24 protein-coding genes and 1 riboswitch are annotated in these 25,686 nt (G+C 42.2%); of the genes, 9 read left to right on the plus strand and 15 right to left on the minus strand.

Translation table 11 applies throughout. The features are described from left to right. Positions 1-53: 53 nt before the first annotated feature. The 5 genes from H5125_RS09070 to H5125_RS09090 all read right to left on the minus strand — a co-directional run bounded on the left by H5125_RS09070 (position 54) and on the right by H5125_RS09090 (position 7,756). Positions 54-710, minus strand: a complete 657-nt coding sequence (locus H5125_RS09070) for a lytic transglycosylase domain-containing protein (protein ID WP_310734192.1) — start codon at positions 708-710, stop codon at positions 54-56. Positions 711-1,047: 337 nt separating this feature from the next. Continuing rightward, the gene (locus H5125_RS09075) at positions 1,048-1,587 is read right to left on the minus strand and encodes a hypothetical protein (protein ID WP_162024116.1); all 540 of its coding nucleotides are present in this window, start codon (positions 1,585-1,587) and stop codon (positions 1,048-1,050) included. A 418-nt stretch (positions 1,588-2,005) separates the two neighbouring features. After that, positions 2,006-5,161: an efflux RND transporter permease subunit gene (locus H5125_RS09080; RefSeq protein WP_101088551.1), complete on the minus strand. Its 3,156-nt coding sequence runs from the start codon at positions 5,159-5,161 to the stop codon at positions 2,006-2,008. Positions 5,162-5,170: 9 nt separating this feature from the next. Beyond that, positions 5,171-6,319 carry an efflux RND transporter periplasmic adaptor subunit gene (locus H5125_RS09085; protein WP_101088552.1) on the minus strand — a complete coding sequence of 383 codons (1,149 nt, stop codon included), beginning with the start codon at positions 6,317-6,319 and terminating at the stop codon, positions 5,171-5,173. Between the two features lie 327 nt (positions 6,320-6,646). After that, on the minus strand, positions 6,647-7,756 hold the full coding sequence (locus H5125_RS09090) for an MBL fold metallo-hydrolase (protein ID WP_182744066.1): 1,110 nt from the start codon (positions 7,754-7,756) through the stop codon (positions 6,647-6,649). Positions 7,757-7,852: 96 nt separating this feature from the next. Here H5125_RS09090 and H5125_RS09095 point away from each other — a divergent pair, with 96 nt between their 5' ends. Next, positions 7,853-8,470, plus strand: coding sequence for a TetR/AcrR family transcriptional regulator (locus H5125_RS09095; RefSeq protein ID WP_182744067.1), 618 nt, complete (start codon positions 7,853-7,855; stop codon positions 8,468-8,470). Positions 8,471-8,487: 17 nt separating this feature from the next. Here the strand turns inward: H5125_RS09095 and H5125_RS09100 are convergent, their stop codons facing one another. Next, complete coding sequence (locus H5125_RS09100; RefSeq protein WP_182744068.1) at positions 8,488-9,174, minus strand: DNA-3-methyladenine glycosylase I; 687 nt, start codon at positions 9,172-9,174, stop codon at positions 8,488-8,490. A gap of 97 nt (positions 9,175-9,271) precedes the next feature. Next, the gene (locus H5125_RS09105; protein ID WP_101088556.1) at positions 9,272-9,802 is read right to left on the minus strand and encodes a thioesterase family protein; all 531 of its coding nucleotides are present in this window, start codon (positions 9,800-9,802) and stop codon (positions 9,272-9,274) included. Positions 9,803-10,077: 275 nt separating this feature from the next. Next, positions 10,078-10,248, plus strand: a riboswitch (FMN riboswitch). A gap of 94 nt (positions 10,249-10,342) precedes the next feature. Here H5125_RS09105 and ribB point away from each other — a divergent pair. The 4 genes from ribB (at position 10,343) to H5125_RS09125 (ending at position 12,488) form a co-directional block, all read left to right on the plus strand. Next, a complete protein-coding gene (gene ribB, locus H5125_RS09110) occupies positions 10,343-10,999 on the plus strand; it encodes a 3,4-dihydroxy-2-butanone-4-phosphate synthase (RefSeq protein WP_182744069.1) in 657 nt (218 codons plus the stop codon). 358 nt (positions 11,000-11,357) lie between these two features. After that, positions 11,358-11,621 (plus strand): hypothetical protein, encoded by a 264-nt coding sequence (locus H5125_RS09115; protein WP_182744070.1) that lies wholly within the window; start codon positions 11,358-11,360, stop codon positions 11,619-11,621. A gap of 2 nt (positions 11,622-11,623) precedes the next feature. After that, a complete protein-coding gene (locus H5125_RS09120) occupies positions 11,624-11,998 on the plus strand; it encodes a DUF3703 domain-containing protein (protein WP_182744071.1) in 375 nt (124 codons plus the stop codon). 103 nt (positions 11,999-12,101) lie between these two features. Further along, positions 12,102-12,488 (plus strand): VOC family protein, encoded by a 387-nt coding sequence (locus tag H5125_RS09125; RefSeq protein ID WP_101088559.1) that lies wholly within the window; start codon positions 12,102-12,104, stop codon positions 12,486-12,488. Between the two features lie 63 nt (positions 12,489-12,551). Here H5125_RS09125 and H5125_RS09130 read toward each other — a convergent pair whose 3' ends face one another. The 4 genes from H5125_RS09130 to prlC form a co-directional block, all read right to left on the minus strand. Continuing rightward, positions 12,552-13,415, minus strand: coding sequence for an alpha/beta hydrolase (locus H5125_RS09130; RefSeq protein ID WP_182744072.1), 864 nt, complete (start codon positions 13,413-13,415; stop codon positions 12,552-12,554). A 15-nt stretch (positions 13,416-13,430) separates the two neighbouring features. After that, positions 13,431-13,640 carry a helix-turn-helix transcriptional regulator gene (locus H5125_RS09135; RefSeq protein ID WP_011639279.1) on the minus strand — a complete coding sequence of 70 codons (210 nt, stop codon included), beginning with the start codon at positions 13,638-13,640 and terminating at the stop codon, positions 13,431-13,433. Further along, positions 13,640-14,215, minus strand: a complete 576-nt coding sequence (locus tag H5125_RS09140) for a DUF2975 domain-containing protein (protein WP_242445215.1) — start codon at positions 14,213-14,215, stop codon at positions 13,640-13,642. The genes H5125_RS09135 and H5125_RS09140 overlap by 1 nt, the downstream gene beginning before the upstream one ends. A gap of 281 nt (positions 14,216-14,496) precedes the next feature. Continuing rightward, positions 14,497-16,536, minus strand: a complete 2,040-nt coding sequence (prlC, locus tag H5125_RS09145) for an oligopeptidase A (RefSeq protein ID WP_182744073.1) — start codon at positions 16,534-16,536, stop codon at positions 14,497-14,499. Between the two features lie 449 nt (positions 16,537-16,985). On the opposite strand from prlC, the gene H5125_RS09150 reads away from it, so the two are divergent. The 3 genes from H5125_RS09150 to gorA all read left to right on the plus strand — a co-directional run bounded on the left by H5125_RS09150 (position 16,986) and on the right by gorA (position 19,726). Continuing rightward, on the plus strand, positions 16,986-17,669 hold the full coding sequence (locus tag H5125_RS09150; RefSeq protein ID WP_259395426.1) for a hypothetical protein: 684 nt from the start codon (positions 16,986-16,988) through the stop codon (positions 17,667-17,669). A gap of 79 nt (positions 17,670-17,748) precedes the next feature. Further along, positions 17,749-18,294, plus strand: a complete 546-nt coding sequence (locus H5125_RS09155) for a hypothetical protein (RefSeq protein ID WP_182744075.1) — start codon at positions 17,749-17,751, stop codon at positions 18,292-18,294. A 76-nt stretch (positions 18,295-18,370) separates the two neighbouring features. Then, positions 18,371-19,726, plus strand: coding sequence for a glutathione-disulfide reductase (gorA, locus tag H5125_RS09160; RefSeq protein ID WP_182744076.1), 1,356 nt, complete (start codon positions 18,371-18,373; stop codon positions 19,724-19,726). Between the two features lie 60 nt (positions 19,727-19,786). Here the strand turns inward: gorA and H5125_RS09165 are convergent, their stop codons facing one another. After that, positions 19,787-20,419, minus strand: a complete 633-nt coding sequence (locus H5125_RS09165; protein ID WP_101088566.1) for a TetR/AcrR family transcriptional regulator — start codon at positions 20,417-20,419, stop codon at positions 19,787-19,789. Positions 20,420-20,540: 121 nt separating this feature from the next. Here H5125_RS09165 and H5125_RS09170 point away from each other — a divergent pair, with 121 nt between their 5' ends. After that, entirely contained in the window at positions 20,541-21,407 is an 867-nt protein-coding gene (locus H5125_RS09170) for a LysR family transcriptional regulator (RefSeq protein WP_162024128.1), read from the plus strand. An 84-nt stretch (positions 21,408-21,491) separates the two neighbouring features. Here H5125_RS09170 and H5125_RS09175 read toward each other — a convergent pair whose 3' ends face one another. The 3 genes from H5125_RS09175 to H5125_RS09185 form a co-directional block, all read right to left on the minus strand. After that, positions 21,492-22,793: an anaerobic C4-dicarboxylate transporter gene (locus H5125_RS09175; RefSeq protein WP_182744077.1), complete on the minus strand. Its 1,302-nt coding sequence runs from the start codon at positions 22,791-22,793 to the stop codon at positions 21,492-21,494. A 291-nt stretch (positions 22,794-23,084) separates the two neighbouring features. After that, positions 23,085-24,212 carry a hypothetical protein gene (locus H5125_RS09180; RefSeq protein WP_182744078.1) on the minus strand — a complete coding sequence of 376 codons (1,128 nt, stop codon included), beginning with the start codon at positions 24,210-24,212 and terminating at the stop codon, positions 23,085-23,087. 40 nt (positions 24,213-24,252) lie between these two features. Further along, a complete protein-coding gene (locus H5125_RS09185) occupies positions 24,253-25,497 on the minus strand; it encodes a hypothetical protein (RefSeq protein ID WP_182744079.1) in 1,245 nt (414 codons plus the stop codon). Positions 25,498-25,686: the final 189 nt, after the last annotated feature.

The following is a 25,686-nucleotide window of genomic DNA, read 5'->3' on the forward strand; positions in this document are numbered from 1 at the left end:
CCCGCTTAGGTTGTACTTTATGAATTACATGGTTCATTAATAAATACCTTAAATTAACTGGCTAATGCTTTTTGGTAGCGTTTTAATAATATTTTTACGCGCTTCACATAAGCTTGTGTTTCAGGATAGGGCGGTATACCGCGGTATTGCATCACCGTCGTTGGGCCGGCATTGTATGCCGCACACGCAAGGTCAATGTCGCCGTTAAATTGGCTTAATAACTGCGCAAGATAACGACTGCCACCACGAATATTCTGTTGAGCATTGAAAGGATCATCGACGTCCATATCGCTAGCAGTACCTGGCATTAATTGCATTAGGCCTTTGGCACCTGCTTTGGATAATGCGCCAATTTTAAACGCTGATTCTGCATGGATCACTGCTCGAATAAGTGCAGGATCAAGCTGATACTGCCGCGCGGCTAAAGCGACGTCGGCGGCGAAATGTGAGGTAAATAATGGGATCTTATACCAATCGATAACCGAATCGACCCGGCATGCAAAACATTCATACAATAACACTTGATAGTCTGCATCCAGCGGTTGTTGGTCGCTAAATACCATTACCCCATTGGTTTGTTTGTATTGAAACACTTTACGCTTTTCAACGCCTAAATCACTGACAATACCATTTTCGGAGTAACTGGCTTTAACACGAGGCTTACTCGATACTGTGCCCGCTTTCGTTAACGCATAATTATTGGTTAAGATACGCGGTTTCTGTTTGTTTCCTACATAGCCTGCATTCAACGACAGCTGATCATTAATTGATTGCTCATCGACAGGCTTAGTGTTGCGGCGACTCAACACGTTATATGTTTCTATAGTCGGCGCGGGGTGATTTTCAGCTGTGGTAGTTTGAGATTGCTGTAACGATAACTGCTTTTTTGCTGCGGCTTGCTGAGGAATATACTTAGCTTTGATTTGCGGCTTTTCAACGTCTTCCACGGCAGGATAAACCACTTGCTTGGCTTGTATAGGGACACAAATACAAGCCAACAAGGTAGCGATACCCAATAGCGTCTGCCGATTACGCCATGTCATGTGACTATTCCTGCACTTGATCGAATATAGGCATCGGCGCGATACGGGCGAATTTTGCCACCGCCGAACCTGGGAAAATTTTAACCCCACTGTTTAACTCATCTACGGCTTTACGGTAAAAGTCTTCTGCGTGCACAAAGTCGAGCTCTAGCTGTATATATTCAGCGAGCTGATCCGCACTCAGTTTGTCTTTATTCACTGTAGCTAATAGCGCTTCTAAACCTTGATCAATCTGCTGCCAAGCGGCTATCGATACCGACAAAGAGCCACCAGCCATATTTGACTCTTCAATCGGTTGTTCCCAATCATGTTCGGGCTGTAACAGTTTTAGTTGCTCCAACTGGGCTTGTTGGTCATCTGTTAAAGGGCGTGGATAAGATGGTTTTTCCTGACATAGCTCGGTAAACAATGTCAGTCTTTTATCAATTTTTGAGTCGATCACTTTCAGCGCTTCAATGGCTGAAGTGCGTTTTTTAAGTAAACTGGCATACCAAAGATAAGCCAGAATAGCGGCTAAAGTGAGGCTTATAAACAGCGCCTGCATGGTGACATCCTTTATTATTGTTATTCACTATCATAATCATTATTTAATCAAAAGTTCATCTTTATTGGCGATACCTTTGCTAAAAATAAACCACAAAAGAGTAAGCCAAACACCAATAGATGTTAATAAACTGTTTTGATTCAGATCTTAACTATAACACAAAAAACAGTACTAGCACGGTTGAATACTATACAGTTAAAATTTTAATCTTTAGTTTTATCAACTACCTAAAAGCATTCGCACAAGAGTGTTTTTTAAACACATTTACAGTTTCCCCTGCACAAATAATCAAAATATCGTTTAATAATGCTGACTTAACACCATTAAGGTTATTTATTAGCAGCTGCATCTATAGATAAACAATAGTCACAAAAAAGCCCAGCAAAACTGGGCTTTTAACAATCAATAATGTAAAAAATTAAATATCTTTTCTATCATTATCAACTTTTTCATTTTCCTCTTCAGTGGGTTTTTCACGCTTACTGAAAATGCGTTCAACCACCACAAAGAATAACGGCACAAAGAAGATACCTAAGAAGGTGGAGGTCATCATACCGCCCAATACCGCAGTACCGATGGCATTTTGGCTACCAGAGCCTACTCCTGAGCTAATCGCTAATGGCACAACACCTAGACCAAATGCTAAAGAGGTCATTAGAATTGGGCGTAAACGTACTCTAACAGCATGCAAGGTTGCCTCAATTAAGCCTGAGCCTTTCTCGTAGTATTCCTTAGCAAACTCGACAATTAGAATGGCATTTTTAGTCGCCAAGCCCACCGTGGTTAGCAAGCCTACTTGGAAAAATACGTCATTAGGCAGACCACGGGCACTCATTGCCAGTAAGGCACCAATAATCCCGAGTGGAACAACTAAAATGACCGATAATGGTACCGACCAGCTTTCATACAATGCCGCTAACACTAAAAATACGATTAAAATAGATAACGCATATAAGCTAGGCGCTTGGTTACCCGATAAACGCTCTTCGTACGACAAACCATTCCACTCTAAGCCATAGCCAGGTGGAAGCTTCTCAGCCATTTTTTCAAGTGCATCCATCGCCGCACCGGTACTGTAGCCCGGGACTGTAGCGCCCTGAATGTTAACCGCAGGCACACCGTTAAAACGTTGTAACTGAGGTGAACCAAACTCCCAGGAACCTGATGCGAATGCCGAAAACGGCACCATTTCACCATTATTGTTACGCACATACCAAGAGTCTAAGTCGCCAGGTTGCATACGGTATTTAGCCTCACCCTGAACATAAACTTTCTTAACTCGGCCACGGTCGATAAAGTCATTCACATACGACCCACCCCACGCGGTACCCAAGACACTGTTCACACTATTAATATCAATGTCTAAAGCACGTAATTTGGCGTGATTAACATTAATTTTATAGATAGGCGCATCTTCTTGTCCATTTGGACGAACCCCTACAAGATTAGCGTTTTGCGCAGCCATGCCCAATAATTGATTACGCGCCTCAATTAACTTGGCATGTCCTTGACCGTTTAAGTCTTTTAAGTAAACGTCAAAACCATTTGCGGTACCAAGTTCAATCACTGATGGCGGCACAAAGGCAAACACTAAGGCTTCTTTAATTTGCATAAAGCGACCCATAGCTCGACCCGCTAACGACTTAACATCTTCACCCGGCGCTTCACGTGTGGACCAATCTTTTAGGCTCACAAACGCAATACCCATGTTTTGACCAGAACCCGCAAAACTAAAGCCCGCCACAGTAAACACTGAATTTACGAGTTCTTTTTCTTCGGTAAGGTAATAGTCGGATACCTCTTTTAAGACCTTAACCGTGCTTTCTTGGGTTGAGTTGGTTGGCAAAATAGCTTGGGTAAACAAGATACCTTGGTCTTCATCGGGTAAAAATGCAGTTGGCATGCGTAAGAAAATCCAGGCCACTGCGATAACCAAACCAACGTAGATCAACATGACACGGAATGAACGCTTTAAAATACTGCCAACACTTGATTCATAACGTGATGTCATGGCATCAAATTTACGGTTAAACCAACCGAAGAAACCGGTATCTGCATGAGTATGGCCTTTTTTAACAGGCTTTAGCATGGTGGCACATAACGCAGGCGTTAGTACAATTGCCACAAACACCGACAAGGCCATAGCCGATACAATGGTGATCGAGAACTGACGATAAATAACCCCTGTCGACCCAGACATAAATGCCATTGGTACAAATACAGCTGACAGGGTCAAACCAATACCCACTAACGCACTGGTAATTTGGTCCATCGATTTACGGGTGGCTTCCAGCGGACTTAAGCCTTCTTCCGACATCACGCGTTCGACGTTTTCCACCACCACAATCGCATCGTCCACCAGCAAACCAATGGCCAACACCATGGCAAACATGGTTAAGGTGTTGATGGTGAAACCTGCTGCTGATAGCACCGCAAACGTACCTAGCAATACTACTGGTACAGCGATGGTAGGAATAAGCGTTGCTCTAAAATTTTGTAAGAACAGATACATAATCAAGAATACCAACACAATGGCTTCTATCAATGTGTGCACAACACCTTCTATCGATTGCTCTACGAATGGCGTTGTATCATAGGGATAAACGACTTCAAGTCCCTGAGGAAAAAACTCTTTCATCTCATTAACTTTGGCTTTAATGCCTTCTGCCGTGTCTAACGCATTCGCGCCTGTAGCCAGCTTGAATGCAAGGCCCGACGCTGGTTTACCATTGTAATATGAGTCTACTGCGTAGCTTTCTGCACCTAACTCAACTCTGGCGACATCGCCTAAATAAACATTGGCACCTGATGAGTCAGATTTAACAATGATTTGCTTAAATTGCTCAGGGGTTTGTAAGCGGCTCTGTGCTGATACGGTCGCGTTAAGTTCTTGACCTGCAACCGAGGGGGCACCACCTAATTGTCCTGCTGATATCTGGGCATTTTGCTCACGTATTGCCGCAATAATATCAATACTGGTTAATTTGTATTGAGTTAACTTAAACGGGTCTAACCAAATACGCATCGCATACTGCGCACCAAAAAGCGTGAGTTCACCCACACCAGGTACACGGCTCATTGGGTCTTGAACGTTGGCAGCAACATAATCAGAAATATCGCTTTTGCCCATCGAACCGTCAGAAGACACAAAACCAAGTACCATTAAAAATCCAGAACTGGACTTGTTAACTTGTACACCTTGCTGTTGAACTTCAGTAGGCAACAATGGCGTAGCCGCTTGCAGCTTATTCTGAACTTGTACTTGAGCAATATCTGGATCAGCCTCAGCATTAAACGTTAGGGTAATCTTCGCATTACCAAAACTGTCACTGGTTGAAGAAATATAGCGTAAGTGATCAAGCCCAGTCATGCGCTGCTCAATCACCTGAGTGACTGTGTCTTCCATGGTTTTGGCAGACGCACCAGGATAGAAAGCACTGATCACTACGGTTGGCGGTGCAATACTTGGATACTGCGCAATGGGTAAGCCTCTAATGGCTAACACACCTGCAAGCATAATTAATAGTGCAATCACCCACGCAAAAATAGGGCGATCAATAAAAAAACGAGCCATAATGATTCCCTACTTTTGTGGTTGGTCAGCCGTTAACACCTGTGCAGAAACCGGTGCACCAGGGCGGATTTTTTGTAATCCTTCGACAATTAACTTATCGCCAACAGACAAACCATCGACAATACGCCATTGATGACCAATCACTTCAGCGGTTTGTACCACGCGCATTTCAACATTACTGTCTTGGTTTACTATCATTGCAACCGCTTGGCCTTTGGAATTACGGGTAATGGCACGTTGAGGCACTAAAATAGCTTGTGGGTCTTGGCCAGCATTTAATAGCGCACGCACATACATACCGGGTAACAAGGTACCGTCAGGGTTAGGGAACTCGGCACGTAACGTCACTGAACCGGTAGTTTCGTCTACATTCACTTCAGCAAATTGTAATATACCTTGTTGATCGTATGTTCTGCCGTCTTCAAGAATTAAGGTCACTTTAGCATTGTCACTTTTCAATAACTGGCCTGAACGTAAATTGGCTTTTAAACGCAATAATTGTGCACTTGACTGAACGATGTCGATGTTAATCGGATCAAGCTGCTGAATTGTCGCTAAGGTATTACTTTGATTAGCGGTCACTAACGCGCCAGCAGTAACAGATGACTTACCAATACGACCAGAGATCGGTGCTTTAACTTCAGTATATTCGGTGTTGATGGTCGCGGTATTAATAGCAGCTTTCGCTACCGCTACTGAAGCTTGTGCTTCTTTAAATAACGCTTCCGTCTCGTCAAAATCTTGCTTACTGACTGCATTGGTTTTGACTAATTTGGCATAACGCGCCGCTTTGGCTTTTGCTGAGGCTAAACCCGCATTTGCGCTAGCAAGATCGGCTTCAGCACTCACTAATGCCGCTTTATAAGTGGCTGCATCAATTTGATACAGAGATTGACCTTGTTTAACTTCGGTGCCTTCGGTAAAAGCACGCTTAGTGATAATACCTGACACTTGTGGACGCACTTCAGCTTCTAAAAAGGCACGGCTTCTACCCGGTAATTCAACCTTAATCGCTTGCGAAATTGCTTCAACTGTCATCACGCCAACGGGGGTAGGTGGTCGCGGTTGCTGTGACTGGGCATTTTCATCCCCTTGACCACATGCGGTAATCCATAATGCAGCAGAAATAACTGCGGCGACTTTCAATGCTTTGTGCATGAGTGCTCCTACTCCAATTTATTTTCAATATGACACCTCAGTCTTGAGGAATTTCATTTGAAAATAGCTAAAATTAAACTGTTAAATTTTCTGTGTACTTTATCGCATAGGTATAAAATTCAAACAACTAAGCTAATGCGAATAAATTGTAAATAAATAATAAGTTTCAGTTAAATATATTGAATATGTTATCAAACTGTAATCGATATGCAGGTAATCAAACAAACATTACCTATTAAGTCATTAAATACACTACCTGGTAACATGCTGGTAAAGTCAATTTATGGATTAACTATCCATGCCTACGTTCGCTGTTAATACATTAACTTAGTTATTGTTGATGACAACCTTATTTAATTCATCTGTTTTTTGTGGCTCAAGCATAATGGCACGCCACCACAACTCGCTAGCTTGCGGATTGGCTAACATCACCGCTTGACCAAATTTTGGCGTTAACAAGGTGACATTTTGCTGTTTAGCTAACAGGTTGATACGTTCAAAAGGCTCAAACCAATCATGTAACGCTAAATCAAAAGTGCCATTGTGTACTGGCATCATTGCCTTTGCTTTAACATCAATATGCGCCTGTAGGCTTTGCTCTGGCAACATATGAATATCACTCCACAATTCATTATAGGCGCCCGTTTCAATCATGCTGAGATCAAATGGCCCATAACGCTCACCAATTTCTTTAAATCCATTAAAATAGCCGCTGTCTCCGCTAAAAAACACCTTATGTTGTAAACCTTGAATAACCCAACTCGCCCATAAGGTTTGGTTCCGATCAAGCAAGCCACGGCCTGAAAAATGTTGCGCTGGTGTCGCGGTAATACTCAAGCCATTTAATTCAACAGACTGCCACCATTCCAGTTCGGTCACTTGAATAGGATCAACGCCCCAAGCCGTTAAGTACTTACCCACTTTAAGTGGGGTAACAAAATGTTGCACCTTGGTAGCCAATTGCTCAATGGCAGCGCTATCGAGGTGATCGTAATGATCATGGCTAATAATCACCGCCTTTATTGCCGGTAAATCAGCAATACTGATTGGCGATTGATGAAAACGTTTCGGTCCTGCCCACTGCACCGGTGATGCTCGCTCGCTAAATACCGGATCAATCAATAAATATTCGCCATCAAGACGCATCAATAACGTCGAATGACCTAAACGATAAACGGTATCTTGTGTCGATTGAGCCAATATCTCTGGGGTTAATGTTTCTAAAGGGATCACACCTTGGGGAATGGGCGCTTGACGCTTTGTCGACCAATAGGCTTTGGCAATTGGCCATAAGCTGCTAATACCCGCTTGATAGACTTTATCGGTATTGCTGAAGATTTGTGTCTTATTTCCACGCGATTCAGTCCAATATTTATTGATCAAAATAATCACAATCAATGCACCAAGCGCGACTAAAAGACTCATTAATATTTTCATCTATCGCTTCCAAAAGTAAACTACACGGTGTAGTTTAATAATCCCTTGTTGAAAAGTAAACTACTCAGTGTAAAATATTACAATAAGATTGATTAGATGAAACCAATGAACACAGAAAAGCAAACACGCAGCCAGATTAAACGCGCCGCGATTATTGAAGCAGCTAGAACAACCTTTAAAGAATTAGGGGTTGCGGCAACGAGTATGGATAAATTAGCCGAAGTAGCTGGAGTGTCTAAGCGAACAGTGTACAACCACTTTGCCACCAAAGAAGCTTTGGTGATGACCTTGATGACTGATTTATGGCAACAAGCATTATCTCAACCCTCTGTGGTATATGACTCACATCAACCTTTGGCTGAACAACTGCAACAGTTGGTGCGTTTTGATATGGATTACATTCAATCAGAAGAGCACATTGAAGTATCACGAATGGTAATTGGTCATCTTTTTTATACCACTGAAATGCAAGAAGAATTGCAAAAGGTAATTAAAGAAGAAACGGCTATTTTGCGCTGGATTAAAGCAGCAACGCTGGATGGACGCTTAACGGTGACGAAAGTTGAACAAGCTCAAACAGAAGTGCAAAGCTTGATCAAGGGCCAATGTTTTTGGCCTTTAATATTTCAAGTCGAAGAGCCATTAAACGAACAACAAAAAGATGAAATTGCGGCAAACATTGTCACTATGTTTTTATGTCGTTATCAGGCATAAGTAAATTATTTCCCACGCTACACGCGGTTATCGCCGACACCAAACGAAATAACACGGCTGATATGCGCTAAACTCATGCCAGATTCTTGTTGCCAATGATTGAACGCAGCTTGGGTTTGGCGTAAAGCGGTTTTCGAAGTAAAGCCAGCATCAACAACGTTATGACCTGTCAAATATGACTGCACATCTTGGCTTAATAAAAAGGTATCTTTACCAATTGCACGTAAAAAATAAGGTCCAGTATTGCCACCTAAACGGGTGCCGCGCTTTTTAAGCACTTGCCACAAACCAGTAATGTCATCGCTTGGCCAATGAGCAATAAATTCCGCAAAACTGCCGTGTTCAGCATTAATCTGCTGGATCATATAAGCGTTATCAACAATCGCCTGGGTTTTCTTTTGATGCCGAATAAGCACTGGGTCGGTTGCCCGCTGTTGAATTTGATCGGGTGACAGCATCAGCACCTTCATTGGTTCAAAGTCAAAAAAGGCTTTTTCATAAGCTGGCCATTTGTTATCAACCACTCGCCACACAAAGCCACTTTGAAACACGCGTTTACTCATAACAGACAATAACTGCGCATCAGTATATTCGCTGATTTCATCGGCATCGAGAGTGCCAGGCAGCAATGACTTAACTGCCGCTGGCCCGCCTTTACGCTCACATGCTCGCGCCCAAATATCACTGAACTTTTCTAATGCCACCGCGTAGCTCCTTTAACCCAATCGATAATCTGCCAATACGGCAGATAAAGGCTTGTTGATCTTTAAACATTAACATTGATACCAAAAACAACTAACGCTATATATTACGTTCTTTTTTAAGTTGTAAAAACTGTTTCCATTTAACCACTTCAGCAGGCATTTCAGGTGTGTCACCTGTGTAACCGGCAGCAGCAATTAAGGTTTCAATAGGCACTTGTTTACCTCGACATACAAACACACCACGAACATGCGCAATGCAATGTAAACCACGGGCGGTAACCATACGATGCTCAATATAAAAGTATTTTTCGTCCCAACCAACGATTTTAGTTTCAATGGTAAACTTTTCAAACGGCTTAATATCGCGGATATAAGTAAACTCTGCCGCATTCACTATCGGTAACCATTTGTTTTTTAGAAACTGTTTCATCAAACCCATTTCGGCAATCAAATAGGTGCGCGCTAAATCCATAAAAGCAGGATAACGCGAGTTAGTTAAATGCATATTGATATCGCAATCTAACGGTAAAGCACGATAATCAATTCGGCTAGTGCCTAAAAAACCAATACTTTTACAATGACCTATTCGCCATAAAAACAACAAAATAATACGAAAATACAGATTCATGCACGGTTACTCCTAATGTAAGCGCGACAGGCTAACAAAGGTCATACCAGCGAGCAAGCGGCTTTAGCTGTATTTGGTAGCACAAAATTGGCATTACACTTTATTTGTTACTCTTTTTGAGACTTATCCCCCTTTTCATCTGTGGCTTAACTGATTAACATAGCGAGGCGTTTTGATTAAATTGACAGTGAGTTAACTGAGTTTCACGTAACTTACTAATAATAACGCCGTAGTCGTTGAGTCGATTACAGCCAAATCAGCGCAAACACATTGTTTATAATTCTCAGGGCGGGGCGCAATTCCCCACCGGCGGTAAACTTGAAAAAGTGAGCCCGCGAGCGCTCGATTCGTCGAGGTCAGCAGATCTGGTGACTTAGGTATTTACTCATGAGTAATGTCTAACAGTCCAGAGCCGACGGTTACAGTCCGGATGAGAGAGAATAGAGATACATCAATTAGCCTCGGCTTGTTGATGCAATTTGTTTTGGATTTATATCCCTCTTTACAAGCCCTGATTCTGGTCATTTTAGGAGTACAACCATGAATCAGTTATCACTACTTGCCGAATTTGGCGATCCAATCACCCGAGTAGAACTCGCACTAGCCGCGCTAAGAGAAGGCCGAGGCGTATTATTGCTAGACGATGAAGATCGTGAAAATGAAGGCGACATAATTTATTCTGTCGAGCACTTAACCACAGCCCAAATGGCATTAATGATCCGCGAATGCAGCGGTATTGTGTGTTTATGCTTAACTGACGAACACGCCAACAAATTACAATTGCCGCCGATGGTTATTAATAACAACAGCGCCAATCAAACTGCGTTTACCATCTCCATTGAAGCAAAGCACGGTGTTACCACTGGCGTTTCCGCTCAAGATCGCGTGACCACCATTAAAACTGCCGCAAACCGCGATGCCAAAGCATCTGACTTAGCTCATCCTGGACACGTATTCCCATTACGTGCTCGCGCTGGCGGAGTGATGTCTCGCCGCGGTCATACCGAAGGCACTGTCGACTTAATGCAAATGGCAGGCTTAATGCCAGCTGGCGTATTATGCGAACTGGCCAACGAAGATGGCAGCATGGCCAAAACACCAGAAATTATCGCCTTTGGTCTTAAGCACAACATGCCTGTACTCACCATCGAAGACATGGTGATGTACCGTAACCAGTATGATTTAAAGCTGGCGTAATATGTTACTAATACGTCATTCATAACCAGCCACTTATCTGCTGTGAATGAATATGAAATAACACGATTAAGAGGTGCAAAGCACCTCTTTTTTTATGCTTGAAATCATGCTGGTTGTAGACAATAAAACCATGCGGGTTAACACTTGTTTGACTCGCTATTCGCCATCCATAACCGCCCTGTTGCCCCTGTCACTATCCAGGAGTCATCGCTACACCACCTGTAATTTGAACTCAACTAGTATGCTTAGGGCATGCAACACTTTACATTACAGACTAAAAAAAGCAGGATAAATAACCTCCATAGATTTACCTCACGGATTCCCTTGAGAATTAGTCAACATGAAGTAAAGGACGATTATGAGTAAATGGAATACGACTAGCACACTATCTCTTTACTTAACGCTAATTTGCTCCAGTGCAGTAGCAGGTTTTCTGCAATATTCTTTGGAAGATAGCTTCACTGGTTTATCGGACTTACCGGGTATTGTTGATATCGGTATCTATGCCGCCTTAATGACAGCGCTTTATTATTTTTTTGCTCAATTTTTTAACTGGTTGTACCCTGAAGTTCAAAAAAATAGCGACAGAAATTCAACTGAGGATAATAAATTGGGCAAATAACATTGAATAATTTTACCAAAAACATCACCCCATACGTGCAAGAGCAGTTATCTGAAGCAGATCGATCCGACCGTTTAGGTAATGTTGCAGATTCATTTGTATACCTTGAGAATGCTCACGTGCTTGGGCAGGAATCAACCTATTGGCATGTAAAAGTGCATTATTTAATGCTGCGTTGGGCGATAAAACAGCGTGATATTAACGAAGCCATCGGTCAAATTATTCGTATCATTGGGGCGGCTTTATTAACTGCAATAAAAGGCGTACCAACGGGAAATACTGGCGGTAGCAATGTTAGCCCAGTAAAAGTTATGCCCATTAAGCCAGAGCATGCCGTAATTATAGCGAAAGTAAAAAACGATATATCAACGAACTAGAAAGATTTACAGATGCCTTAGTTGAATCATCCGGTATAACGACCTAAAGAGTGTTAAATCCATCACTAGTTTTCAGCTTTAAACATGATATATGGAGGTTCACATGAAACGCGTCACTGGTATCGGCGGCATATTTTTTAAAGCAAAAGATGCACCTGCATTGCAGGCTTGGTACAAGCGTCATCTGGGCATTGATGTTCAAGAATGGGGCGGCGCGGCTTTTTCTTGGAGCGACTCAAATAACAAGCCCGTAGGTGGAACCACTATATGGGCGGTTAGTTCAGAGAAAAGCGACCAATTTTCCCCAAGCCAAGCCCCATTTATGATCAACTACCGCGTTGAAGACCTTCACGCTGTCATAGCAGCCCTCAAAGCAGAAGGCTGTAATGTCCTCGATAAAATAGATGAATCTGAATACGGCAAGTTTGCGTGGGTCATCGATCCTGAAGGTAATAAAGTCGAGTTATGGCAGCCGCCTTTAGGTCAATAGCAACTATTGTGGCTTAATGAATCTGTTCACATCCATGTGAAATTAACTTGGAGACAAACTAAATCACAATGCAGTAATAAACGTTTGATACTGACTCATGGTACTGGCATCGTCTAACATGCCTTGATGGCCAACGTTGGGCACCATAATTAACTGCTTATTGGCTGACTGACTAGCGACAAACAGTTTTTCAGACAGTTCAGGCGGGACTTCTTCATCATCTTCTGCCGCAATCACCAATAATGGCCCTTGATAATATTGCGCTACCACTTGCTTATTATCTGTTTTACGAAAATCTTCTGACATTTCCAAAGTCATAAACGGTGCCATATACCACGGTGTTTTTTCATCAACCCAGTCGTCGGCATTAGTTGCTGAACCGTGTAAAACCAGCGCATCTATTTTATTATTTTTTGCTAAATCAGCGGCAATAAAACTGCCTAATGAGTAACCGTGCAATATCACTTTCTTAGGCTGATATTGCTGATGTAAATAATCCAGTTGTTGCTGTGCATCTGCAATAATATTGTTAATGCTTGGTTGGCCCTCACTTGCCCCTAATCCACGACGATCCATTACTAAAATATCGGTATTGAGCGTTGATAATGTGGTCAGTACCGACAGGCCATGTGGTTCGATTTTCATGCCGTTGCCTTGATAAAATACCAAGGTTGTAAGGCTATTGGGGTTATCGATATAAAAACCATTTAACTTAACGTGATCAATTGACTCTAAGCTGACTGGGGTAATCAAATGATTAGGCATCGCCTGCTGTAATTGTTGAGTAAACTCAGCGGTAAAGGCTGTGGGGACTTCATCGCTGGCAATAAAGGTGCTTTCACTTAGGCGCATAGTACACCCTGAAGTAACCAGCATTGTGGTGCCTAACATTGCAACTGTGGTTATTTTTTTAAGCAAATTTTGCATATTATTGTCCTTAATTTATTCATCGTCCTTGTGGACTAAAATGTCACCTGGCGAGCATTGTAAATGCTGGCAAATAGCGTCTAGTGTCGAAAATCGAATCGCTTTTGCGCGGCCACTTCTAAGCACCGACAAATTTTGAGGGGTTATACCTATCAATTCAGCCAGTTCAGTGGACTTCATTTTTCGCCTTGCCAACATCACATCCAGCTCAATAATTATGGCCATTAAATTGTCAACTCCGCCTCTTCTTGAAGCTCAGTTGCATGCTTCATTACCCATGCCACACAGTAAAAAATCATTCCGAAAAGTGCATACTTTAATTCTTGGCTGCCAAGGCTAAAATAAACAGGTACCGCACTAGATGTACCACTAAAGTGCAATGTAAATGCGATGATCATCGGGTAGAAAAGGCTGAGTAAAATCCAGACTAAAAATACTAAGGCAATACGGCTCAAGCAGCGGAAGTTACGTGGAGTAAACACATGACCTTGCTGATACAGACCAAAAAGTTGGTAGAGAAAAGAGTAAATAAACAGGTAAGGTAGAATTTCAACACTGCCCAGAATGATCCCAGGATGAAATCCCGCATCATAAAGGCTTTGAGCGAGTGCTTGCCAAGGTGTACCAAAGTCGACGGCTAGATAGCTGCTAAACCAACCCCACCAATCGATGGTTAACACATATTCACCCGCTTGGAATTCTCCGAACACCATAGTGCCGCTATAACTAGTGACTTGTAATAAAGCTAAAAATACAATCAGCAATTTAATCCATTTACTTAACGAGACAATTCTATCCATGATCATTCTAAACTGGTTAATGTTAAACTGAAGTTAACACACAAACCTTTTATCAGCAATAAATTATCGATAAACGATACTTTTAAGTTTGTCGTAACGATATATATAACGTGAACAGCAAGATTAGTTTGTTGAATTTAATACCTAAAGTAGATGCTGTAGTTTACTGGCTGTGATGAATTTAGTGCGAAATGGGTATATTTATTGTCGATTGAACAGCAAAAAAAAAGCATAAACTCGCGTTTATGCTGTTAATTTTTTAACCATGTATTTTGCTTGGTTTACACAGCAATACCACAGTGACGCAATAAAGCATCTGTATTGGGTTCACGGCCCATGAAGCGTTTAAACAGCTCCATTGGCTCTTCACTTCCACCCATTTCAAGAATGTTATTTAGGAAGCTTTTACCTGTTTCAGCATTAAAAATACCTTCGGCTTCAAAACGCGAGAACGCATCTGCCGATAATACTTCGGCCCATTTATAGCTGTAATAACCTGCGGCATAACCACCCGCAAAAATGTGCGCAAAACCGTGTTGAAAACGGTTAAAGCTTGGCGGGGTTAATACCGCAATTTGGCTGCGAACTTGGTCTAAAATACCTTGAATATCGACGCCTTTAGCGGGATCAAACTCGTGGTGCATTCTAAAATCGAACAGTGAAAACTCAAGTTGGCGCACCATCATCATGCCCGACTGGAAGTTTTTCGCCGCTAGCATTTTGTCTAACAATGCTTTTGGTAATGGTTCGCCCGTTTCATAGTGGCCAGAAATTTCCGCTAATGCTTCTTCTTGCCAGCACCAGTTCTCCATAAACTGACTTGGTAGCTCTACTGCATCCCAAGGTACACCATTAATACCCGACACTCCGCCCACATCCACTTTGGTTAACATGTGGTGAATTCCGTGGCCAAACTCATGGAACATGGTGGTGACTTCGTCATGGGTAAACAATGCCGGTTTGCCGTCGACAGGACCATTAAAGTTACAGGTTAAATAGGCCACCGGCTTTTGCAAACCAGTAGAGGTAACCCGGCGACCGCGACAATCGTCCATCCATGCGCCGCCACGTTTACCGCTTCGAGCATACAAATCTAGGTAGAAGCTGCCACGGTGTACTTTATCGGCGTCATGAATATGGAAGAAACGAACATCTTTATGCCAAGTGTCTACGCCTTTTTGCTCGCTAATAGTTAAACCAAATAAGCGATTAACGGTATAGAACAAGCCTGACAAGACTTTGTCTTCTGGGAAATACGGACGCAATATTTCTTGCGACACTTCGTACTTGTGTTGCTGCAGTTTTTCAGCGTAAAAACTCAAATCCCATGAGGCCATTTCGGTCACGTTGTAATGATCTTTGGCAAAGGCACGCAGTTCGGCTAATTCTGTTGACGCTTGGTCTTTAGACCGTTCGCCTAACTCGTTTAAAAAGCCCAATACTTGTGCTGGATTTTCTGCCATTTTGGTGGCTAACGATTTATCTGCGTAGCTGGCAAAACCGAGTAAATTGGCTAACTCATGACGCAATGCCACAATTTCATTCATGTTCTTGGTGTTATCAAACTCACCGGCATTCGGGCCCTGGTCAGATGCGCGAGTCACAAATGCACGGTAACACTCTTCGCGTAACTCACGGTTTTCGCTATAGGTCATTACGGGTAAATAAGACGGAAAGTCTAAAGTGAATAACCAACCTTCTTGCTCTTTAGCGTCGGCCATAGCTTTAGCTGCGGCGATGGCTGACTCAGGTAAACCCGCTAAATCTGCTTCGTCGGTAATAAGCTTAGTCCACGCTTCGGTGGCATCTAACAGTTGATTAGAAAAGTTGCTGGTGAGTTCAGATAAGCGTTTAACCATTTCGCCATAGCGCGCTTTTTGACTGTCATCCAAACCGATACCCGACAATTCAAAATCACGTAAGCTCTGCTCTATCACCATTTTTTGCGCTTGAGTTAACAGGGCAAAGTCTGTCGATTCATGGATCGATTTATACGCCTCGTACAAACCTTGATGCTGGCCAACATAGGTGCCGTAATCTGACAACAACGGCAAACAAGCATCGTGAGCATCACGTAATTCATCACTACTGATAACCGAGTTCATGTGTGACACAGGCGACCACATTTTACTTAACTCATCATCAACGTCTTCAAGAGGCTCAATGAGATTGTCCCAAGTGTATTGGCTATTTTTTGCTAATAGTACTTCAATAGTCTCACGACATTTGGCAATGGCTTGCTCAACTGCAGGCTGAATGTGTTCAGGTTTAATTTTTGAAAATTCTGGTAATTCTGCGCTACTTAGCAATGGATTGCTCATAAAGATTCCTCGAAATATGTCGCGTGAGTATTTAGCCTATATTGGGTTAAATGTTGCCGTTTTCAAGCGTAAAAACAATTTATCCTAATAAATATAACCTCGGTTTCGAGGCGACAATCTGACCTTCTTATCGCCAAATTTGACCATATTATCGTTGATTCAACGTATAACCAGCTCTACCCCCTAGCTGGTTTATTCAATAAATAGAGTGACTAAGATCCCAATTTAATTTTACGCTTAATTTACACAACTAATATTGACAGGCAGATCCCAAACGAGACTGATTATCATTTATTTTCCCACTAAAAGGGCTAACATTCGCTTGATTAAAAGCACTTTCCCATTTTTCTATTATGAGTTCAATAAACATGACCTTTGATTTTTGCCTATCAAACCGCAACCATTATGCCCGCGCCTTTTGTTGTGCAATGGCTACGATGATGTGCTTGATGACATCCTCGTCAGCGTTCGCCACGGCAGAATACCAGCCGACTGCGGGGTTTGATGTTGCTTGGGAAAATAATTACGTCACTCAAGGTCGTGACAATTTAGATCATGGCGGTATTGCATGGGCAGTGGGCAATATTGAACAAAACGACCTCGCTGTTTATGCCATTGTAGGTCGAGCAGACCAGGTGAACTATGTGGAATGGAACCTAGGGTTAGAATATACCTTACATCTCACTAATAATATTGATGCCACAGTAGGCTATCAGCGCTTAGAATTTTATGGTGATGAGCGCTGTTCTGATAATGAATTTTTCGGCGCGTTAACGGTTAATGGATTAACGTGGTTTGTACCCGCGGTTAACTACACTTATGCAACCGAAGCTGGCGGCTATTTCATTGAACTGAGCATACATAGTCCATGGGAAATCACTCAACACTTCACTTTGACACCTTACATTGTTCAGGGGTTTGATTTTCAATACAGCAGTGAAGAACACAACGGTGCTAACCATTTCCAATTTGGACTAGAAGCCGAACAGAAACTTAATGATTCAATGGCATTGTCTGCGCACATTAGCCACAGCATCGCTCAAGGAGACATTAAGCAACAAGCCAGTGCCGACGATATTCAAGGCAGCTTAGATCAAACCTATGCAGGGGTGCATTTCAAACTGAGTTTTTAAGCTTTGCTAGCATTTTAGCAATCCAAGACTAGACTAAAGGGGGCTACTGGACGCCACCTTTACTCAAGCAAGGAAGCTTATGTTAACTCGACTTATCAATATGCTATTTGTATTATTTGCGGTTTTGATGATGCTACTCAGTACCTCATTACTTGCCAGCGAGCTCACCAAACTGATTATCAAAGAGCCCGATAAACGCCCCCCATTAACCAATGACAATGCCAACTCACTCCCGTCGCAATACGCGACCGATCATCAAGGTAATGTGATTATTATCCCCACCGAGCAACGCTCAGCGTTAGAATATCGAGCCGACGATATTTACCTTAAACCAAGCCACAAAAAACCAACAACCAAACAAAACAACACGCGCTCATCAATCTCAAAGCACTCCACCATAACCAACACGGCTATAGCCAGTAAAACAATCGCCAATGATCCAAGTTGTCGCTGGCTCAATAACCGCATAAAACATCTTCAGAAAAAACAACGTCAGACCCAAAACAGTCAATTTAGTCATTATCAAGATGAAATTGATATTAGGGAAAGCGAGTGGACCTGTCTTAAGTGCGCAACCAGCGGTCCTAATAACGTTGACCGTGGTGAATGCCAACATAAACGTTAACAATGCATTGGTTTAACGACTAGATTGCAAACACAATCCCCCCTACAATGGATACATTAAACTAGTGGAGATCATCATGGCTCAACATTTTGACTATATCGCGCTTGGCGCAGGCAGTGGCGGCATCGCCTCAGCAAACCGTGCAGCAATGCGTGGCGCAAAAGTATTAATTATTGAAGCAAAACACGTTGGCGGCACTTGCGTTAACGTCGGCTGTGTCCCTAAGAAAGTCATGTGGTATGGCGCTCATGTCGCTGAAGCGCTGAACCTCTACGCCAAAGACTATGGTTTTGATGTTACCGTCAATAAATTCGATTGGAGTACACTAGTCGACAATCGTGAAGCCTACATTAGTCGCATTCATGATGCTTATAGCCGTGGATTTTCGAGCAATAAGGTCACCTTATTAAATGGCTATGGTCGCTTTATTAATAACAACACCATTGACGTTGATGGCGAGCACTACACTGCCGACCATATTGTGGTTGCCACTGGCGGAGCACCAACAATTCCTAACATTCCTGGTGCACAATACGGTATCGACTCAGACGGTTTCTTCGCATTACGTGAACAACCTAAGCGTGTCGCAGTTGTGGGTGCCGGTTATATAGCTGTTGAAGTGGCGGGTGTATTACATGCACTAGGCAGCGAAACGCATTTATTAGTACGTAAGCATGCACCACTACGTAACTTTGACCCAATTTTGACCGACGCATTAGTTGATGCTATGGCCGCCGATGGCCCAACGCTTCATACTCACAGCGTACCTAAATCGGTCACCAAAAATGCTGATGGTAGTCTGACGTTACTATTAGAAAATGACCAAAGCTTAACGATTGACTGCCTAATTTGGGCTATTGGTCGTTCACCATCAACGGGCAATATCGGCTTAGAAAATACCGATGTGCAGTTAGATGCTAAAGGCTATGTCATTACTGATGAGCAGCAAAATACCACCGCGAAAGGTGTTTATTGTGTTGGCGACATTATGGCGGGCGGTGTTGAATTAACTCCCGTCGCGATTAAAGCGGGTCGTTTATTGTCAGAACGTTTATTCGGCAACATACCTGATGCCAAAATGGATTACAGCTTAATTCCGACAGTGGTATTTAGCCATCCACCCATCGGCACCATGGGCTTAACTGAACCAGAAGCCGCTGAAAAGTATGGCCAAGACAATATTAAGGTTTACGCCTCAACGTTTACCTCTATGTACTCAGCTGTTACAGCACATCGCCAAGCCTGCAAAATGAAACTGGTTTGTGCGGGTGATAATGAAGTGGTTGTCGGTATTCACGGTATCGGTTTTGGCATGGATGAAATACTGCAAGGTTTTGGCGTGGCAATGAAAATGGGCGCAACCAAAGCAGACTTTGACTCAGTTGTTGCGATACATCCTACTGGCGCAGAAGAGTTTGTTACTATGCGTTAAGTTACTATGCGTTAAGTTACTAATAGTTAATAAAAAGCCGTGTTATTAAACACGGTTTTTTTATGCCTTTTTGTCAGCCAACCACTGTACAAACACCTTAATATTAGGTGGACGCTTTTGTGAATGCCCCATAAGTTGCGTCATAGCAAAACTATGTTGATAGTACATTTCCGCATCGTTATAGTGCTTTTGCGCATCATCACTATTGATCATCGCACCGCGTAAGTAGTCACACAGTAACTCACTACGGTTAAAACCACTGACCTCACCAATTTCCGTTAAGGTTTGTGCATTCCACTGTTTATATTGCTCAAGCACGCGATCAAAGCGCTCACGATAGTAATCACTCGCTTGTGATAAAACGGCCTCGTTAGGAACCACTCGGGCAATGACAAATGCTTGCTCAGACAAAATACGATACAAACGTTGGCAATGATGAAAAATAAACCGTAAATAAGGGTCGCTATACTGCTGCGTGTCTTGTTCAGCTTGCATCAGCCAATTGCGGTAGTCCGCACAGGCAACGGCAATAATTAAGTCGGCCTCTGAAGTAAAGTGATTGTAGATGGTGCCTTTAGATATCTGGCTAGCTTGAACTAAATGCGAGCGGCATAAATCAAAGGTTTTATGCCCTTTTAAACAACGTTGTGATACTTCTATCAGATAGTTGCCACGTTGTTCCCAGCTGCTCATTTCGGGCCTCATCTTATTTGGGTTAATAAAGCGTTAACAGTTCACATTTACACTATAGCAAGCTTTGTGGATACCCTTTATTGAGTAATACTGATACCACTATGAACTTATTCAATAGCCCATGTTAAAAATAGAATTATTAGAAAGTTTTATTGCTGTTGCTGAATGTGGCAACTTGTCTAAAGCAGCCGATAAAATTTGCCGAACCCAATCAACACTTAGCCTACAAGTTAAAAAACTTGAAGAAAGTGTCGGCCAAACCTTGCTGATTAGAGACAACAAAGGCGTGACCTTGACCGAGTCTGGTGAAACGCTGCTTAACTACGCCTATAAAATGATGCAACTTAATTCACAAGCTATTGATGAGTTAAAAGATTGCCAAAACCGTGAAGTGATCCGCCTTGGTGTACCCACCGACTTTATAAAGTGCTACTTAAGCAGCTGTTTATTAGAATTTATCCGCGAATTTACTAACATAGAGCTTGTTATCGACACTGACGTAAGTGGTAACTTATACAAACGCTTACACCAAGGGGAATTTGACGTCATTGTCGCAACCCATTGGCAACTACCGACTAACGGCGAATTACTCTTTACTCGTCGCTTTAAGTGGGTTGCGGCGGTCGAAGGCAACGCTCATAAGCGCAAGACGATCCTGATGGGTTTATATCCAGAAAATTGCCCGATTAGAGCGCAAGTGTTTGCTAACCATCGACTCTCGATGCGGCCCATTAATGTATTGCTGTCGACCCCATCACCACAAGCCTTATGCATGGCTGTCGAGAACGACTTAGTGATTGCGCCAATAGCCGAATTTAGAATCACCGACCAAATGCAGGTGCTAGACCCGATTGAACATGGATTACCTATACTGCCCATGTTTAATGAATCGCTTTATCTCAACCCAGATACGCAAACCTACGCTACGTTACAGCTGATTAATTTGATTAAAGCCAATGTCGAGCACAAGGGCTATCAACTCGACTAGCCAGTTCTCACATCAACCAGCTCTGCCTGCTCTACTATCTACATATCTACATATCTACATATCTACTCTCGTTTCCACTATGCCTTACAGCATTAGGCTGCCAAACAAAAAGGCCAATAACACACTCGACGTAATTGTCACCACGCCAGGAATCAAAAATGGGTGGTTAAAAACCGCCTTGCCAATCCGCGTTGAGCCAGTGTCGTCCATCTCTACTGCAGCCAACAACGTTGGGTAAGTAGGTAATACAAATAACGCGCTAACCGCTGCAAATGACGCTATAGCCGTTAATGGACTCACCCCAATTGCTAATGCAGCTGGCATTAATGCTTTAGTGGTCGCCCCTTGTGAATACAACAACATTGAGGCAAAAAATAACGCTACCGATAACAGCCAAGGCTGACTTTGAAGTAAGGTTCCTGCAACGTTTTTAATTTCGTCAATATGATTAGAGACAAAAGTGTCGCCCAACCATGCAACCCCTAACACACAAATACACGCCGACATGCCTGACTTAAATGTTGATGCATTAGAAATCTTGCTGGCATCTAAACGGCAAAACCACGTTATTGCAGCCGCTGCAGATAGCATAAACAGCATAATCGCCACATCGCGCGACAGCACTGGATGTGTAATTAAGCCCACTTTGTCAGATATCGCAGTGGCATAAGACATCACCGCCACTATCGCAATCAAGAATATGGCAACCGATCGCTTAGCACCCGGTAATAACGTCACTTGAGTTTCACCACGGGTTTTCACCAATCCACTGGCTAAACGCTGCTTATAAATAGGATCTTGTGCTAGCGGCTTGCCGAGTATCGACGCAACTGCAGCGCCCATCAAACAAGCAATAAACGTCGATGGAATACACACAGCCAATAACACTAAGTAATCCACACCAAAGGGTTCTAAAATACCCGAAAAAAACACCACAGCGGCAGAAATGGGTGATGCTGTAATGGCAACTTGTGAGGCGACAACTGCGATAGATAGAGGCCGAGATGGACGAATACCTTGCTCTTTAGCCACTTCAGCAATCACAGGCAGCGTCGAAAATGCTGTATGACCAGTTCCGGCAAATAAGGTCATAGTGTAAGTCACTATTGGTGCTAAAAAAGTAATGTGTTTCGGGTGCTTACGCAGTAATTTTTCAGCAATAGATACCAAATAGTCCATGCCACCCGCTTCTTGCATCGCAGCGATGGCGGTAATAACCGACATAATAATCAGCATTACATCGATGGGGATAGCACCTGGCGTTAACCCTAATCCAACGGTAAGAATTAATACCCCTACACCTCCAGCAAAACCTATCCCTATACTGCCCATTCTTGCGCCGAGGTAAATCGCCCCAAGTACAATAATTATTTCTAATATCATCATAGTGTTAACTCTATTTAAAACCTAAATGTCTTGAATGAAATAGCAGGGATTACTGCTTTAGAGATCGTGATAGTACTCTGTTGGGATTTTACGAATGTAGACGTGGATCAATTAACTGCATTGCAAGCCAAAAGAGGTGTTTTGTCTGCAGGTTTATTGGCCAGTTAACTGAAAAAGCTGTGATGGAGCAGAGATGTTAACGGGGATGAAAATAGAAAAATGCCAATCCAAGGATTGGCATTTAAGAGGAGATAAAAGTGAAACGTGACTATCTAACGAATAAACTAGCGATTAAAAATAGTAACCAAAGTTGATATTGATGCGGTGGTCCCAGCTATCACCCATTTCAGGTAAGCCAACATGACCATTATCACGCGTAGAGGCATACATATTTTTACCCATAATAAAATCAATCATGGTGTATGTTGGTCCTGAAGATAACGCAACACCAGTAACATTTTGATAGCTGTTGTCATAGTCTTCATTGTCAACATCGGGGGTTACCACGCCAAAGTCATTATAGATTTTTGCACTGCCCCAGCTGGTAGTGATCGTTTTAGCAATGTTTATGCTATAAGCTTGCGCTTTAGCTGCAATTTCGTACTGCCAATCGTAAGCCGATACCGCAAGCTTGTTATCGTCTAACGCATCAGCAGCATTGTACTCATATTGCATTGCCTGTAACTGCAGCGCCCAACCTTTATAACTACTGTCGAGATGTAACGCGACGGCATATCGGTCACCATTATTGCCAGTATTACTATTATAAATCTGCCCTACCTCGACCGAAGCACCCACCACGGTTTTACCGCCTTCATACTCCATCGCATAGGTTTGGCGTAAATTTAATTGGTTAGTTTCTTCATTGTAATAGTCAGTGCCGTTGACTTGGCCAGAATATAAGTCTGTTGAATATCGTTCATTACGACTGGCACCATATTCAGCGCCTTTATAAAACGCAAACTCAGTTCCCCAACCATTATTTGAATAAACCGTTTTAATACCTGCATCATAATCATCTTCAAAACCTAAATAATACGGTACGCCAAACCAAAAACTATTTGAAATAAAACCCGGGTTACCAAATGGTACTTGATTTATACCAAATTGAATTTGCAATTGCTCTGAGTAATCATAAAAGGCATAACCATAACGTAGTGCTTCCCAACCATCATAAAAGCGATATTCAGAAGATAAACCCCAACCATCTAATTTACCATTAAATTTAACGGATGCCATTTCAAAAGTTAAATCACCTGATTTATCTTTAGAACTTTCGCTATATTGTTTGTATGAATAATTAGCTCTTAACGTACCAGACACGTTAATACCATCTTCTACATCTTGTGCTGTAGAGTAAAAAGACACCATGCATAGCGATACTAAAGTAGATAATAAAGATAACTTTAATAATTTCATTTTATTGTATTTCCCAATTCGATAATTAATAACTTGGCCGTTACCATTTGATTTTTGTTAAGTCACATTGAATAACTTCATCTTTATGAGCAGGTGTACCGGGGTTTTTAGCTGACTCACAAAGCAATGTGGTGCCATAGTCATTACGCTTGTCGTTGGCATTACTTCTTGCCCAAACAGACACGATAGCGCGCTCTTCTGGCTTAGCTTCGCAGCTGCCATCGACTTCAAAGGCATGGATAGTATTTTGATGAAAATACATTAGCGGATCGATATCAGCACTGCTCGACAGCCACATAGTCTGCCCATTGTGTTGACCTGCATCAAACTGAACTTGTCTAACGTTGTCGTCGTCTTTAACGGTGTTAATTAACGGTGAATCTTCACGCACGGCAAAGCTCTTAAACTCATTCGCACACGCAGGCACGCGCATGTTGTAATAAATTTCAGATATTGCATGGTTATGATAGGGATATAAGGTATCGACTGATTGCACTGTCATACCGACTTCTGCACCAACCTTTTCTCCGTTAATTTCGTCTATGCGTAATAGTCCCCAGTGACCAAAAATTTCGGCATAGGCATAACCACCACGAATATTGTTGAAGTTTTTATCATTGCGTTTACTTTCTTCGGCATACATTGGGTACCAACCTGCTGCAGCCCATAAGTTAGGTAATGCGTTGGCACTAATATCTGTTGGGAAAGCTGAGGGCATTTTCACTTCATCGCCCGTTACCATTTTAGTAAAGTTTTTAGTAAACTCTTTGCCGAGTTTACGCACGTCTTTATTAGTGACTTTTGTGTCAAAAAAGGAATCGAATGTTGCACGTTTAAGCCATTTAGCTACTGGGGATTTTTCAGCTAATTGACCACCAGGACTGTAAATCCAATCGACGTCTTGGCGCGCACCAAAACACTTTTTCGCTTTATCTGGATTATTAATAACTTGATAAATGTTTTTAACTAATAGCTTCATGTCTCTGCGATCCATGATGCACATATTCTTACCACCTTCGGTAGAATCGTACATTGCTTGGTCTGAATTTAAACATGGACCATTTTCACTATTGGTTAATGCTACCGCGTAAGATTGTAAATATTGCAGTGTTTCATTCCATAAAATATCGACATATTTTTGATCATTTTTATCGTACTGAGATTCAGCTCCTAAACAAGTGATCTCAGCATTATCGACATCGTTCTTATCTAAAAAACTAGGTATTTCACTCGCCATAGCAGAACTAGATAACAACATCATAACTAACAAGGTATTATATTTCATATCATCCATCTTTCTTTATTATTTAAGACGGATGGATATTACCCTTGGAATTAATTCCAAAAAATTACATTCAACATACTTACAACAAATATAAACAACAAAAATACAATTAATACTTAAAAAGTGATTAAAAAACTGTAGGCGTTCAACCTTAAATTTCTAATAACTTAAAACCTAATAAGTTAAAAT

It is taken from the genome of Shewanella sp. SR44-4, from assembly GCF_014163715.1.
Lineage (GTDB): Bacteria > Pseudomonadota > Gammaproteobacteria > Enterobacterales > Shewanellaceae > Shewanella.

Bases quoted from the DNA above. Each gene is read 5' to 3' on its own strand.
- H5125_RS09170 (WP_162024128.1), top strand. From the start codon at position 20,541: ATGTTAAAAATAGAATTATTAGAAAGTTTTATTGCTGTTGCTGAATGT.
- gorA (WP_182744076.1), top strand. From the start codon at position 18,371: ATGGCTCAACATTTTGACTATATCGCGCTTGGCGCAGGCAGTGGCGGC.
- H5125_RS09105 (WP_101088556.1), bottom strand. From the start codon at position 9,802: ATGAATCTGTATTTTCGTATTATTTTGTTGTTTTTATGGCGAATAGGT.
- H5125_RS09130 (WP_182744072.1), bottom strand. From the start codon at position 13,415: ATGCAAAATTTGCTTAAAAAAATAACCACAGTTGCAATGTTAGGCACC.
- H5125_RS09165 (WP_101088566.1), bottom strand. From the start codon at position 20,419: ATGAGCAGCTGGGAACAACGTGGCAACTATCTGATAGAAGTATCACAA.
- H5125_RS09155 (WP_182744075.1), top strand. From the start codon at position 17,749: ATGTTAACTCGACTTATCAATATGCTATTTGTATTATTTGCGGTTTTG.
- H5125_RS09185 (WP_182744079.1), bottom strand. From the start codon at position 25,497: ATGAAATATAATACCTTGTTAGTTATGATGTTGTTATCTAGTTCTGCT.
- H5125_RS09080 (WP_101088551.1), bottom strand. From the start codon at position 5,161: ATGGCTCGTTTTTTTATTGATCGCCCTATTTTTGCGTGGGTGATTGCA.
- H5125_RS09135 (WP_011639279.1), bottom strand. From the start codon at position 13,640: ATGGCCATAATTATTGAGCTGGATGTGATGTTGGCAAGGCGAAAAATG.
- ribB (WP_182744069.1), top strand. From the start codon at position 10,343: ATGAATCAGTTATCACTACTTGCCGAATTTGGCGATCCAATCACCCGA.
- H5125_RS09150 (WP_259395426.1), top strand. From the start codon at position 16,986: ATGACATCCTCGTCAGCGTTCGCCACGGCAGAATACCAGCCGACTGCG.
- H5125_RS09125 (WP_101088559.1), top strand. From the start codon at position 12,102: ATGAAACGCGTCACTGGTATCGGCGGCATATTTTTTAAAGCAAAAGAT.
- H5125_RS09085 (WP_101088552.1), bottom strand. From the start codon at position 6,319: ATGCACAAAGCATTGAAAGTCGCCGCAGTTATTTCTGCTGCATTATGG.
- H5125_RS09115 (WP_182744070.1), top strand. From the start codon at position 11,358: ATGAGTAAATGGAATACGACTAGCACACTATCTCTTTACTTAACGCTA.
- H5125_RS09095 (WP_182744067.1), top strand. From the start codon at position 7,853: ATGAAACCAATGAACACAGAAAAGCAAACACGCAGCCAGATTAAACGC.
- prlC (WP_182744073.1), bottom strand. From the start codon at position 16,536: ATGAGCAATCCATTGCTAAGTAGCGCAGAATTACCAGAATTTTCAAAA.
- H5125_RS09075 (WP_162024116.1), bottom strand. From the start codon at position 1,587: ATGCAGGCGCTGTTTATAAGCCTCACTTTAGCCGCTATTCTGGCTTAT.
- H5125_RS09180 (WP_182744078.1), bottom strand. From the start codon at position 24,212: ATGAAATTATTAAAGTTATCTTTATTATCTACTTTAGTATCGCTATGC.
- H5125_RS09090 (WP_182744066.1), bottom strand. From the start codon at position 7,756: ATGAAAATATTAATGAGTCTTTTAGTCGCGCTTGGTGCATTGATTGTG.
- H5125_RS09175 (WP_182744077.1), bottom strand. From the start codon at position 22,793: ATGATGATATTAGAAATAATTATTGTACTTGGGGCGATTTACCTCGGC.
- H5125_RS09140 (WP_242445215.1), bottom strand. From the start codon at position 14,215: ATGGATAGAATTGTCTCGTTAAGTAAATGGATTAAATTGCTGATTGTA.